We start from the raw sequence: 12561 nt of genomic DNA on the forward strand, positions 1-12561 counted from the left end.
TTCCGAGGCAACCCCCTACGGTCGTCGTTGCGTACTAAGCGGCGACCGAGGAGGGGGCACTTGGACCGTCGGCTTTCTAGGGACCGCGAGTTCGGGGAGTTCGTCGACGCACGCGCTCTCGTCATGCGCCGCACGGCCTATCTGCTGTGCGGCGACTGGTACCGCGCCGAGGACATCGTCCAGAACGCGTTGATCAAGCTCTACGTGGCCTGGTCCCGCGTGCGCAAGGACAGCGTCGACGCCTACGCGCGCAAGGTGCTGGTGCGCACCGCCATCGACGAGGGCCGGCGCGGCTGGTTCCAGCGCGAACGCACGGTCGACGTCGTGCCGGAACCGGCGGTGACCGACGACGCGGCGGACTTCGACCTGCGGCTGGCGCTGGACGCCCTGCCGCCGGGCCAGCGCGCTGTCGTCGTGCTGCGGTACTGGGAGGACCTGAGCATCACCGAGACCGCCCGCATCCTCGGCAGGACGGAGGGCACGGTGAAGAGTCAGGCGGCCAAGGGGCTTGCCGCGTTGCGCGAACTGCTGGAGGACGAGCCGAAGCTGCGGATCTACCGCTCCGAGGTCATCCGCAAGGGCAAGGCCAAGCTCACCCGCAGGCGCACGGCGATCGCGGGTGCGCTGGCGATGGTCATGATCGTCGGCCTGGGGACGACCGGGTACGTGCTGCAGTCGTCGATGACCATGAAGGACTCGGGAGGCATGGCGACGTCCGCGACCATCGACCGCAACGCCCAGCTGACCGAGGTCCTGCGCGGCGCGGGCATCGTTCCGGCGGGTGTCACCGCGGAAGGCGTCCCCGAGATCGACGCCGGCGCTTTCACGTTCTTCACCGTCGACACCGTCCGGCGAGCCGTGGCGAGGTTGCGGGACACCGAGGGCGTCGGTGGCGTGACGATCACGCTCGACCGCCCCCCGACGAGGGACCTCGGCACCTGCGAGTTCTACCTCGAGTGCCAGATCGTGGAACGCAACGGCATCAAGGTCCGCGTCATGGTGATGGCGGTGCCCGGCCGGCCTGCCGCACAGGTCCTGGCCGCCCTCGCCATCCGCTCCGACGGCACGCGCGTCGAGGTCACCAGCGACAACATCGGCCGCTTCACCGACACCGTGCGCCGCGAGCCCGACCTGGTGGGTGCTCCGCAACGGCCGGCGCCCCTGCTGGACCGCGAGGCGTTGATAAAGATCGCGACACTGCCGGGGTTGACCTTCTAACCTTGCAGGCATGAACGACGTGACCGTGACGAGGACGCTGGTGATTCCGGCGTCCGAGTTGCGCGAACGTTTTTCCAGGTCAGGTGGGCCGGGCGGGCAGGGAGTGAACACGGCGGACAGCCGCGTGGAGCTCTCGTTCGACCTGGCTGCCTCGCCGTCGGTCCCCGAGCACCTCAAGCGCCGGATGCTCGATCGCCTGGAGAACCGCCTCGTCGACGGCGTGCTCACGATCGCCGCGTCCGAGCACCGGGCGCAGCTGCAGAACCGCGCCGCCGCACGGGAACGCCTCGCCGCGATCCTGCGGTCAGCAGCCGCGCCGCCGCCTCCGATGCGCAGGCCGACCAAACCCACCAAGGGCTCGCAGGAACGCCGCATCGCGGGCAAGAAACGCCGTGCGGAGACCAAGCGCGGCCGCGGTCGTTCAGGCTCCTGGGACTAACGCGTAGATCCGCTCCGGACGGCCGGTTCCGCCGTACCGCAACCGAACTTCAGCGCGACCCGTCGACACGAAGTGCTCCAGATACCGGCGTGCACTGACGCGGGCAACGCCGGTCGACGACGCGCACTCCGACGCCGACAGCCCTTCCGCGTGAGACCGCAACGCGTTCTCCACGAGCCGGGCGGTCTCCGGCGTCAACCCCTTGGGCAGCAACGGTTTCGAGGTTGGTCGAGCGCCGAACACCTGGTCCACGTCGGCTTGCCCGGCCGAGTCCAGCCGGTGCAGCTTGTCCCGCAACGACGCGTAGTGCGCGAGCTGGTCCCGCAGAGCCGAGTAGTCGAACGGCTTGATCAGGTAGTGCAGCACGCCACCGCGCATCGCACTGCGCACGGTCTCGACGTCGGTTGCCGCCGTGATCACGATGACGTCCACGTCCTCGTTGGCGCGCAAGGACTTCAGCACTTCCAGCCCGCTCTGATCGGGCAGGTAGATGTCGAGCAGCACCAGATCGGGCTTGAGGGAAGCCACCAGCTTCAACGCATCCCCGCCGCTGTGCGCGACCCCGGCCACCTCGAACCCCTCGGTGCGCGCGACGTAGCCGCTGTGCACCTTGGCCACCATGAAGTCGTCGTCGACGACGAGCACCCGGATCACCAGGGCAGCCTTGCCGTGAAGACCGAGCCGGTGACGCTCACCGAACCTCCGCGCCGCAGGCACGCTCGCCTGATCAGCGCGAGCCCGATACCGCGTTCACCGTGCGATGCCGCCTTGGTCGTGAACCCGTGCCGGAACACCTCTTCTGCCAGTTCCGGTGCCACCCCGGGACCTGAATCGCGCACCACGACCTGGACCTCGTCGTCCAACTGCATCACACCCACCTCGATCCACTTCCCAGCTCCGTTGGTGCTCAGCGAGCTCAGTGCATCCAACGCGTTGTCGACGAGATTTCCCAGCACCATCACCAAATCCGCGGACAAAGCTTCGTCGACGCGTCCCAGCACGCTGTCCGGGCCCATCCGCAGTGCCGTGCCGCGTTCGGACGCGAGCGACGCCTTGGCGATCAGCAGCGCGGCCACGGCGGGGTCGCCGATCGACGAGCTGACCTCGGCCCGCCACTGGTCCTGCGCCGAGCTGATCTGGTGAATGTAGTTGGTGACCTCGTCGTACTCCTTCAGCGCGATCAGCCCGGCGATGGTGTGCAGCCGGTTCGCGAACTCGTGCGCCTGCGCCCGGAGCGTGTCCGTCGCGTGCTGCGAGGCGTCGAGTTCGTGTTGCAGCGCAAGGAGTTCCGTGCGATCTCGCAACGTCACGACCGCGCCGGCACCCTCGATCGGCATGCGGTTCACCGTGAGCACGGCACCCTGCCGCAGCACCAGCTGGTCGACACCGGTCGCGCGCCCGGTCAGCACGTCGCGCAGCCGGTCGTTGAGCTCCAGTTCCTCGACGGACCGGCCGACCGCGTCCTCCGGCAACGCCAGCAGGTCGCTCGCGTGGTCGTTGACCAGCGTGATCCGGTTCTGCCCGTCGAGACCGACAACGCCCTCGCGGATACCGTGCAGCAACGCCTCGCGGTTCTCGACCAGCGCGGTGATCTCGTGCGGTTCCAGCCCGAGCGTCTGGTTCTTCACCCTGCGCGCCAGCAGCAACGATCCGGTGACGCCGATGACCAGCGCGATCGCCAGGTACCGCAGCACGTCGACCGGCTGGTTCAACGCACCGACGAACAGGCCCGGCTCGATCGCACCGGCGATCACCATGCCGTTCACCTTGCGGCTCTGCTCGTCGAACACCGGCACGTGCGCCTCGATCGAGTCGTCCACCGTGCCGACCCAGGCCTTGCCGTCGAGCGCTGTCGTCGGAGTGTCCAGTTTGGACCCGATCTGGGCCGGATCGGGTGACGCGATCACGATCCGCCGGGCGTCGACGATCAGCACGTAGGAGGCACCGGAGAGGCTCCGCGCGGTCTCGGCGGGCGCGGCCAGAATTCGCCAGTTGCCCATCGACGTCTGCACGACGTTGGTCGCCGCCACGTTCTCCGCGACGGACAGCATCCGGCGCTCCTCGTTCGAGCGGAAGTTGCTGCCCAACTGGACGACCGTCAGCGCGCCGACCGCGCACAGTAGCAACGTGACGACAACGAGTTGCCACACTAGGAGCTGGCTGGCCAGGGAACGGCGGCGACGCATGAGACCTCCCGTGACCAGAAAGACCGAAAGAAACCTTAGAAGCGCAAGAGCGACATCAAGGTTTACACCAGAGCAACATGTCGAACCACGCGGATGAGAGGCGGGGATCACAGTGTCGGTGAAGGTGTGGGTGGCAGTGGCGACGGCGTTGCTCGCCGTCCTGCTGGTGCCACCGCTGCTGACGCCGGGTGCGGACAGCGGCGAGACCAGTCAGGTGCGGGCGTTGCGCGTGCTGGTGCCGAACCAGCCCGGCGGCGGGTACGACATCACGGCCCGCACTGCGGCGAAGGCCATGGAGGACGCTGACCTGCTGCGCAACGCCGAGGTGTTCAACCTCCCCGGCGCGGGCGGCACGGTCGGGCTCGGGCGCACGGTCGGTGAGCGCGGCAACGGCAAGCTGATCATGTCGATGGGCCTGGGCGTCGTGGGCGCGGTGTACACGAACAAGTCGCCGAACTCGCTGCTGGACACCACCCCGATCGCGAAGCTGATCGAGGAACCGGACATCGTCGTGGTCGGCAAGGACTCGCCGTACACGTCGTTGCAGCAGCTCGTGGACGCGTGGAAGGCCAACCCTGGCACGGTGACGGTCGGCGGTGGTTCGGCTCCTGGCGGACCTGACCACCTGGCGCCGATGCTGATGGCCAAGGGTGTCGGGCTGGCGCCCAAGAGCGTCAACTACATCCCGTTCGACGGCGGCGGCGAACTGCTGGCCAGCGTGCTCGGCGGCAAGGTCGCGTTCGGCGTCTCCGGCGTCGGCGAGTACCGCGACCAGATCCAGGCCGGCACGTTGCGGGTGCTCGCCGTGACGAGCTCGAAGCGCATCAGCGGCATCGACGCGCCGACGCTCAAGGAGTCCGGTGTGGACGTCGAGTTCACCAACTGGCGCGGCATCGTGGCTCCTCCCGGCATCACGCAGACCGACCGCGACAAGCTGGTCGATCTGCTGCAGCGGATGCAGAAGACCCCTCAGTGGGCAGAGGCGTTGCAGCGCAACGGCTGGACCGACGCCTTCGCACCGGGAGACCAGTTCAAGACCTTCCTGGAAAGCGAGAACAAGCGGGTGGCAACAGTGCTGAAGGACTTGGGGCTGGCATGACGACCGAGACTGAGGCGGGGCCCAAGAACTGGCTCCGCGAACGTTCTGAGCTGGGCATTTGCGCCCTCCTGGTCGTGCTCGGCGTGCTGGTGCTGACCGACGCGCTGCGCATCCCCACCGACTTCGCCCAGCGCGGCCCGGTCGGCCCGAAGGCGGTGCCGATCCTGGTCGGCTCGCTGCTGCTGGTCGTCGCCGTGCTGCTGGCCCGTGACGTGCTGCGCGGCGGTCGCGGCGAGGCGGAGGGCGGCGAGGACGTCGACCTGACCGAACCGGCCGACTGGCGCACGGTTCTGCTGCTGTGCGGTGCTTTCCTCGCGAACGCCGCGCTGATCGGCGTGGTCGGGTTCCCGATCTCCGGCGCGATCCTGTTCTGGGGCGCGGCCTACGCGCTCGGCAGCCGCGCGTACGTCCGCGACCCGCTGATCGCGGCCGGGCTCTCGATCCTCACGTTCGTGGTGTTCAACAACCTGCTCGGCGTCCCCCTGCCAGGTGGCCCGTTGATGGAGGTGTTCTAGGTGGAACAACTGCTCGACGGCTTCGCGACCGCGCTGACGCCGACACACCTGCTGATGGCGGCGATCGGCGTGCTGCTCGGCACCGCGATCGGCGTCCTGCCGGGCATCGGCCCGGCCATGGCGGTGGCACTGCTGCTGCCCGTCACCTACGGCATGGAGCCGACCGGCGCGTTCATCATGTTCGCGGGCATCTACTACGGCGGCATGTTCGGCGGCTCGACGACCTCGATCCTGCTGAACACACCAGGCGAGAGCGCCGCGGTCGTCACGGCGTTCGAAGGCAATCCCATGGCCCGCCAGGGACGTGGTGCGCAAGCGCTTGCCGCCGCTGCCATCGGCCACTTCACCGGCGGCATCATCGGCACGATCCTGATCGTCCTGCTGGCGCCGTTCGTGGCCAAGCACGCGGTCGACATCGGCGCGCCGGACCTGTTCGCGATCATGGTGCTGGCGTTCATCGCGGTGACCTCGGTGCTGGGCGCCTCGCGGATTCGCGGTGTCGCGTCGTTGCTCATCGGACTGACGATCGGTCTGGTCGGGTTGGACGAGATGACCGGCCAGCAGCGGCTCACGTTCGGCTCGTTGCACCTGGCCGACGGCATCGACGTGATCATCGTGGCGGTGGCGTTGTTCGCGGTCGGCGAGGCCCTGTGGGTCGCGGCTCACCTGCGCCGCAAGCCGTTCGTCCCGATCCCGGTCGGGCGTCCGTGGCTCGCGAAGGCGGACCTCAAGCGCACCTGGAAGCCGTGGCTGCGCGGCCCGGTGATCGGCTTCCCGTTCGGCGCGATTCCGGCCGGCGGCGCGGAGATCCCGACCTTCCTGTCGTACGTGACGGAGAAGCGGCTCTCCAAGCACAAGGACGAGTTCGGCAAGGGCGCCATCGAGGGCGTCGCGGGTCCGGAGTCGACGGCTTCCGCTTCGGCCGCAGGCACTCTGGTCACGATGCTGACCCTGGGCCTGCCGACGACGGCGACCGCGGCCGTGATGCTCGCGGCGTTCCAGACCTACGGCATCCAGCCCGGACCGTTGCTGTTCCAGCGCGAGTCCGGCCTGGTGTGGGCGCTCATCGCGTCGCTGTTCATCGGCCTGACGCTGCTGCTCGTGCTGAACCTGCCCCTCGCACCGTTGTGGGCGAAGCTGCTGCGCATCCCGCGGCCGTACCTGTACGCGGGAATCCTGTTCTTCGCCTCGGTCGGCGCCTACGCGGTGAACGCGGACATCTTCGACCTGCTGCTGATGTTCGTGATCGGCCTGCTGGGCTTCGGCATGCGCCGCTACGGTCTGCCGGTGCTGCCCGCGATCATCGGCGTGATCCTCGGCCCGGCCGCGGAACAGCAGATGCGCCGCTCGTTGCAGCTCTCCGACGGCTCGCTGACGGGCCTGGTCAACAGCCCGATGGCGATCGTGGTCTACGTGGTCATCCTGCTGATCGTGTTCTTCCCGCTCATCAAGAAGTTCCTGCCGAAGCCGACGCCTCCTGCGGCTCCGGTCGAGGAACGCGAGAAGGTCGACGCCTGATCTGGTCGTGACGTCTGCAAGTACTACCAACTGCGAGTTGGTAGTACTTGCAGACGTCTTTTCGTCAGCCGTGGGTGGGGAAGCCCAGGTTCACGCCGTGCTGCTGCGGCCACCGCGCCGTGATCGCCTTGGCGCGCGTGTAGAACTTCACGCCCTCAGCGCCATGAACGTGCGTGTCGCCGAACAGCGAGTCCTTCCAGCCGCCGAACGAGTAGTAGGCCATCGGCACGGGGATCGGCACGTTGATGCCGACCATGCCGACGTGCACGCGCCGCTGGTACTCGCGCGCGGCCAGGCCGTCGCCGGTGTAGATGGCCGTGCCGTTGCCGTACTGGTTGGCGTTCACCAGTTCCACGGCGTCCTCGAACGTGTCGACGCGGACGACCGACAGCACCGGGCCGAAGATCTCGTCGGTGTAGATCGTCATGTCGCGGGTGACGTGGTCGAAGAGCGTGGGCGCGAGCCAGAAACCGCCCTCGGATCCCTCAGGTGCGTGCCCGCGTCCGTCGACGACCAGCGACGCACCGGCAGCCTCACCAGCGTCCACATAGGACCGAACCTTGTCCCGGTGCACGCCGGTCACGAGCGGACCCATCTGGGCGGCAGGGTCGGTGCCGGGCAGGACGGACGGGTGCAGGTCACGGGTCCGTGAGGCGATCTTCGAAACCAGCTCGTCACCGGTCTCACCCACGGCCACGACCACCGAGATCGCCATGCAGCGCTCGCCGGCAGACCCGTAACCGGCGGACACAGCGGCGTCGGCGGCCACGTCGAGATCGGCGTCCGGCAGCACGACCATGTGGTTCTTGGCGCCGCCCAACGCCTGCACGCGCTTGCCGGCCGCGGTGCCGCGCGAGTACACGTGTCGCGCGATCGGGGTCGAGCCGACGAACGACGCCGCGGAGACGTCCGGGTGATCGAGCAGAGCGTTGACCGCGAAGGCATCGCCCTGCAGCACGTTCAGCACGCCATCCGGCAGCCCGGCCTCCTGGAACAGCTCGGCCAGCCGCACCGAAGCGGACGGGTCGCGCTCGGAAGGCTTCAACACGAAGGTGTTCCCACAAGCGATGGCGATGGGGAACATCCACATCGGCACCATCACGGGGAAGTTGAACGGCGTGATGCCCGCGACCACGCCCAGCGGCTGGCGGAAGGAGTAGGCGTCGACACCGCGCGAAACCTGCTCGGAGTGCTCGCCCTTCAGCAGCTGCGGGATGCCGCACGCGAACTCGACGACCTCCAGTCCGCGCTGCACCTCACCGGCGGCGTCCGACAGCACCTTGCCGTGCTCGGACGTGATGATCGCGGCGAGCTCGTCGCGGTTCGAGTGCAGCAGGTGGCGGTAGGCGAACAGGATCCGCGAACGCGTCGACAACGACGACTCGGACCAGGACTGCGCGGCCTTCAACGAGGAGGACACCGCGAGGTCGACGTCAGCCTGCTCTGCCAGCACGACCTGCGCCGCCACCTCCCCGGTCGCCGGGTTGAAGACGTCGGACGTGCGGGACGACACCCCCGTGGTGCGGGCGCCGTCGATCCAGTGGGGGATGGTGCTCAACGCAAGCCTCCGTGTTTATTGGTCGCGGCTTCGCCGCTCCGGCGACTTCGCCTGGGAGTCGCCGGTGGAGCGGTGGTGTTGCGGACTACGAGAGAGGGATTGAGGAGATGGCGCACGGGTTCGGTGCGTTCTTCACGAACCCGCTGCAGGAGCGCCCCGGCAGCCAACCGGCCGAACTCGGCACGAGGCTGGTCGATCGTGGTCAGCGAGACGTGGCGGAGAGCCGCCAGCGAAGTGTTGTCGTACCCGACAACGGAAACGTCGTGCGGCACGCGCAGCCCGGCGTCTTCCAGAGCTGAAATGGCACCGACGGCGTTGAAGTCGTTGCAGGACAGGATGGCCGTGGGCAACGAGTCCGAGTCGATCAACGACCGGATCGCCCGGGCCCCGGCGACATCGGTGTACTCGGAGGAAACGATCTGCGGCGCCAGCCCGTGCGCCTCCATGGCAGCGACGTAGCCACGCCGGCGAGGTCCGGCCTGAGTGCCTTCACCACCGTCTAAATGGGCAATCCTCTTGTGCCCCAGGGACACCAGGTGGTCGATCGCCAGCCGCGCGCCCTGCTCGCCGTCGTCGTTCACGGTATCCACAGTGGACACCCGGGACGACCGCGCGACCAGGACCACGGGAAGTTGTTCAGCGGCCTTGCCGATCGCGGTGGCGGGGACGACAGGTGACAGGAGAATGAGCCCGGCCGGGCGGAACGACAGCAGCGACTCCACCGCGCGGCGCTCACGGGCGGGCGAGCGGCCGCCGGTGTTGATGATGATGTCGAACCCCTGCTCGCGCGCCACCTCGTCGATGCCGTCCACGACCTCGGCGAAGAACGCGTTGTGCAGGTCGGACACCATCACGCCGAGGACGGTCGACGTGCGCGAGGCCAGTGAACGGGCCATGGCGTGCGGCGAGTACCCCAGCTCCTCCGCGGCCTTCAGCACTGCACTGCGTCGCGCCTCGCTCACCTTGGGTGAGTTGCGCATCACCAGTGACACCAGTGCGCGAGAAACTCCCGCCCGCAGAGCAACGTCCTCCATCGTCGGCCTGACCACCGATAACCACCTCCCCTCTTGACACCCTGTGGCCGAAGTTACAGCATTAGAGCGCTCCAACCAATAGAGCGCTCTAACACATCACAGCCGATGAACAGGGGAAACCTGCGATGCGGATCGGAGTAGCGGGTGTCGGCAGGATCGGCACCATGCACGCCACCAACCTCGCCGCACTGGATCGAGTCGACGAGGTGCTTCTCTTCGACCCGGTGCCCGGTCGTGCCGCGCAGGCGTCGGCTGAGCTCAAAGGGACAACCGCCGTCGAGGACCTCGACACGTTGCTCGGCGGCGTCGACGGCGTCCTGCTCGCCACCCCGACGAACACCCACCCCGAGATGCTGCGCGCGGCGATCGGGCGCGGGGTGCCCACGCTGTGCGAGAAGCCGATCGCGAGCGACCTCGCCGAGATGACCGCGCTGGTCGAGGACGTCGAGAAGTCCGGCGTCGAGGTCCTGGTGGGCTTCCAGCGTCGTTTCGACCCGGCCATCTACGAGCTCAACCGCCGGATCCGCGCGGGCGAGGTCGGCGACATCTACCTGGTCAGGGCGGTCGGCAACGACGCGAACCCGCCGGACTTCTCGTACCTGCCCGCGTCCGGCGGCATCTTCCGCGACCTGCTGATCCACGACCTGGACTGCGTGCCGTGGCTGGTCGGCGAGCCGGTCGTCGAGGTCTACGCGAGCGGCTCGGTCCTGGTGCACCAAGCGTTCGCCGACGCGGACGACGTGGACAACGCCGTCGTCATGCTGAAGTTCGCGGGCGGCGCGCACGCCACGTTGGCCGGCGGCCGGCACGACCCGGTCGGCTACGACCACCGCATCGAGGTGCTCGGCAGCAAGGACTCGCTGGTCGCCGGCGTCGACTCGCGCACGCCGCTGAACTCGCTGGAGCCCGGCGGCCACGTGGCCGGACCGGACGCGTACCCCGGCTTCCCGGAGCGCTTCCACCGCGCGTACGTCAACGAGATGAACCTGTTCACGCAGGTCATCAAGGGCGAGGTCGCGAACCCGTCACCGGCGCGGGAGAGTTTGATCAGCCTGCGCCTGGCCGAAGCGTGTGAGCAGTCGCGCCGCAGTGGCGCACCGGTGCGGATCGAGGGGAACTAGGCATGGCGAAGATCGCTGGGGCACCGATCTCCTGGGGCGTGTGCGAGGTTCCTGGCTGGGGCAACGTCCTGCCGGCCACGACCGTCCTCAACGAGATGAACGAGCTGGGGCTCTCGGCCACCGAGCTCGGCCCGCCCGACTACCTGCCCGCTGACCCCGGTGCCCTGAAGGCAATGCTCAGCGAGTACGAACTGACGCTCGTCGGCGGCTTCCTCGCCGTCACGCTGCACACGGACGTTCAGTCCACTCTGGACGAAGCAGACCGGGTGGCGGGCATTCTCAAGGCGGGTGGCGCGGAAGTTCTCGTGCTCGCCGCCGCGACGGGCCTCGACGGTTACGACGAAACGCCGCAGCTCACCGACGACGAGTGGAACACCCTCGTCGACACCTGCGCGAAGATCCGTGAGATCGCCGCGAAGCACGGGCTCGCGACCGTGCTGCACCCGCACGTGGGCACCCACGTCGAGCGGGAGGCGGAGGTCGACAGGTTCCTCGCGGACTCCGATCTCCAGCTCTGCCTGGACACCGGCCATCTCCTCATCGGTGGCACGGACCCGGTCGAGCTGGCGCGCCGCTACCCGGACCGGATCGGTCACGTGCACCTCAAGGACGTGCGTGACGAGATCGCGGCGAAGGTGCGCAGCGGCGAGCTCAGTTACACCGATGCCGTGGAACAGGGCATCTACGTGCCGCTCGGGGACGGCGACGTGGACGTGGAAGCGCTGGTGAAGCTCGTTCAAGAGGCGGGCTACACCGGTTGGTTCGTGCTTGAGCAGGACACCCAGCTCAAGGACGGAAGTCCAGTGGACAAGCCACTGAAGGACACCGGGCGCAGCCTCGCGCACCTCAGCAAGATCCTCTGAAGGGACTGGAGACGATGAAGTCTCGCTTGGTCATCCGTGCGGGCGTTGCCCTCGCCGGTGTTGCTCTACTCGCCGCCTGTAGCGGTCCCACGGGTACCAATACCCAGAACACGCAGAACAACAGCGCACCGGCGACGGGTGACCTGAAGGTAGCCGTGATCACGCACGGCACGTCGGGTGACGCGTTCTGGAGCGTGGTGAAGGTCGGTGCCGAGGACGCGGGCAAGCAGCTCGGCGTCGGCGTCACGTACAACTCCGACGGCGACCCCGGCGCCCAGGCCAAGCTGATCGACAACGCCGTGTCGCAGAAGGTCGGCGGCATCGTGGTGTCGATGGCGAACCCGGACGCGCTGAAGACGTCCATCGAGAACGCGGTGAAGGCCGGCATCCCGGTCATCACCATCAACTCCGGCAGCGCGAAGAGCGCGGAGTTCGGCGCCATGGCGCACGTCGGCCAGGAGGAGTCGATCGCCGGTGAGGAAGCCGGCAAGAAGCTCAAGGCCGCGGGCAAGACCAAGCTGCTGTGCGTGATCCACGAGGCCGGCAACACGGGCCTCAACCAGCGCTGCGACGGTGCCCGCACCGGTTTCGGCGGCGCGGTGGAGAACCTGCAGGTCGACATCTCCAACCCGACCGACGTCGAGGCCCGGATCAAGGCCAAGCTGCAGTCCGACACGGCCGTGGACGGCGTGCTGGCACTGAACCCGCAGGTCGCCGTGAACGCCGCGTCGGCCATCAAGGGCGCGAGCTCGAAGGCGCAGGTCGCGACGTTCGACCTGAACGCGGACGTGGTCAGCTCGATCAAGGCCGGTGAGGTGCTCTTCGCCGTCGACCAGCAGCAGTACGAGCAGGGCTACTTGCCGATCGTGATGCTGAAGCTGTTCAAGGACAACGCGAACACGCTCGGTGGTGGCAAGCCCGTCCTCACCGGTCCCGGCTTCGTCGACAAGTCCAATGTGGACAAGGTCGCGGAGTACGCCAAGGCCGGCAAGCGCTAAGGAGTGAGCGGA

At 68.1% G+C, this 12561-nt stretch carries 12 protein-coding genes; 8 read left to right on the forward strand and 4 right to left on the reverse strand.

Translation table 11 applies throughout. The features are described 5' to 3' along the window. The first annotated feature begins 60 nt into the window (after positions 1 to 60). A complete protein-coding gene (locus UK23_RS49905; protein ID WP_231114336.1) occupies positions 61 to 1218 on the forward strand; it encodes a SigE family RNA polymerase sigma factor in 1158 nt (385 codons plus the stop codon). A 10-nt stretch (positions 1219 to 1228) separates the two neighbouring features. After that, a complete protein-coding gene (arfB, locus tag UK23_RS01530) occupies positions 1229 to 1657 on the forward strand; it encodes an alternative ribosome rescue aminoacyl-tRNA hydrolase ArfB (RefSeq protein WP_045309508.1) in 429 nt (142 codons plus the stop codon). Here the strand turns inward: arfB and UK23_RS01535 are convergent. Further along, entirely contained in the window at positions 1640 to 2311 is a 672-nt protein-coding gene (locus tag UK23_RS01535; RefSeq protein WP_045309584.1) for a response regulator, read from the reverse strand. The two genes, arfB and UK23_RS01535, sit on opposite strands and share 18 nt — an antisense overlap. After that, on the reverse strand, positions 2308 to 3843 hold the full coding sequence (locus UK23_RS01540; protein WP_045309509.1) for a sensor histidine kinase: 1536 nt from the start codon (positions 3841 to 3843) through the stop codon (positions 2308 to 2310). Before UK23_RS01540 ends, UK23_RS01535 begins: the two co-directional genes overlap by 4 nt. 130 nt (positions 3844 to 3973) lie before the next feature. Here UK23_RS01540 and UK23_RS01545 point away from each other — a divergent pair, with 130 nt between their 5' ends. Genes UK23_RS01545 through UK23_RS01555 form a run of 3 tightly spaced genes read left to right on the forward strand, consistent with a single transcriptional unit; the run spans position 3974 to position 6975 of the window. Beyond that, a complete protein-coding gene (locus tag UK23_RS01545) occupies positions 3974 to 4942 on the forward strand; it encodes a Bug family tripartite tricarboxylate transporter substrate binding protein (RefSeq protein WP_082114344.1) in 969 nt (322 codons plus the stop codon). Then, complete coding sequence (locus tag UK23_RS01550; protein ID WP_045309511.1) at positions 4939 to 5457, forward strand: tripartite tricarboxylate transporter TctB family protein; 519 nt, start codon at positions 4939 to 4941, stop codon at positions 5455 to 5457. The genes UK23_RS01545 and UK23_RS01550 overlap by 4 nt, the downstream gene beginning before the upstream one ends. Positions 5458 to 5511: 54 nt before the next feature. Next, complete coding sequence (locus UK23_RS01555; protein WP_082114343.1) at positions 5512 to 6975, forward strand: tripartite tricarboxylate transporter permease; 1464 nt, start codon at positions 5512 to 5514, stop codon at positions 6973 to 6975. A 64-nt stretch (positions 6976 to 7039) separates the two neighbouring features. Here the strand turns inward: UK23_RS01555 and UK23_RS01560 are convergent, their stop codons facing one another. Then, the gene (locus tag UK23_RS01560; RefSeq protein ID WP_045309513.1) at positions 7040 to 8533 is read right to left on the reverse strand and encodes a CoA-acylating methylmalonate-semialdehyde dehydrogenase; all 1494 of its coding nucleotides are present in this window, start codon (positions 8531 to 8533) and stop codon (positions 7040 to 7042) included. Continuing rightward, complete coding sequence (locus UK23_RS01565; RefSeq protein ID WP_082114334.1) at positions 8530 to 9582, reverse strand: LacI family DNA-binding transcriptional regulator; 1053 nt, start codon at positions 9580 to 9582, stop codon at positions 8530 to 8532. Before UK23_RS01565 ends, UK23_RS01560 begins: the two co-directional genes overlap by 4 nt. 110 nt (positions 9583 to 9692) lie before the next feature. On the opposite strand from UK23_RS01565, the gene UK23_RS01570 reads away from it, so the two are divergent. The 3 genes from UK23_RS01570 to UK23_RS01580 are packed head-to-tail and all read left to right on the forward strand — an operon-like array spanning position 9693 to position 12549. Further along, entirely contained in the window at positions 9693 to 10688 is a 996-nt protein-coding gene (locus UK23_RS01570; protein WP_045309514.1) for a Gfo/Idh/MocA family oxidoreductase, read from the forward strand. A 2-nt stretch (positions 10689 to 10690) separates the two neighbouring features. After that, positions 10691 to 11551, forward strand: coding sequence for a TIM barrel protein (locus UK23_RS01575; protein WP_045309515.1), 861 nt, complete (start codon positions 10691 to 10693; stop codon positions 11549 to 11551). A gap of 14 nt (positions 11552 to 11565) precedes the next feature. Beyond that, positions 11566 to 12549 carry a sugar ABC transporter substrate-binding protein gene (locus UK23_RS01580; RefSeq protein WP_045309516.1) on the forward strand — a complete coding sequence of 328 codons (984 nt, stop codon included), beginning with the start codon at positions 11566 to 11568 and terminating at the stop codon, positions 12547 to 12549. The last annotated feature ends 12 nt before the right edge of the window (positions 12550 to 12561 follow it).

Origin of the sequence: Lentzea aerocolonigenes, from assembly GCF_000955955.1 — a bacterium.
In the GTDB taxonomy this organism is placed as follows: domain Bacteria; phylum Actinomycetota; class Actinomycetes; order Mycobacteriales; family Pseudonocardiaceae; genus Lentzea; species Lentzea aerocolonigenes_A.

Coding starts and splice junctions, on each gene's coding strand:
- arfB (WP_045309508.1), top strand. CDS start 1,229: ATGAACGACGTGACCGTGACGAGGACGCTGGTGATTCCGGCGTCCGAG.
- UK23_RS01570 (WP_045309514.1), top strand. CDS start 9,693: ATGCGGATCGGAGTAGCGGGTGTCGGCAGGATCGGCACCATGCACGCC.
- UK23_RS01580 (WP_045309516.1), top strand. CDS start 11,566: ATGAAGTCTCGCTTGGTCATCCGTGCGGGCGTTGCCCTCGCCGGTGTT.
- UK23_RS01575 (WP_045309515.1), top strand. CDS start 10,691: ATGGCGAAGATCGCTGGGGCACCGATCTCCTGGGGCGTGTGCGAGGTT.
- UK23_RS01555 (WP_082114343.1), top strand. CDS start 5,512: ATGGCGGCGATCGGCGTGCTGCTCGGCACCGCGATCGGCGTCCTGCCG.
- UK23_RS01550 (WP_045309511.1), top strand. CDS start 4,939: ATGACGACCGAGACTGAGGCGGGGCCCAAGAACTGGCTCCGCGAACGT.
- UK23_RS01540 (WP_045309509.1), bottom strand. CDS start 3,843: ATGCGTCGCCGCCGTTCCCTGGCCAGCCAGCTCCTAGTGTGGCAACTC.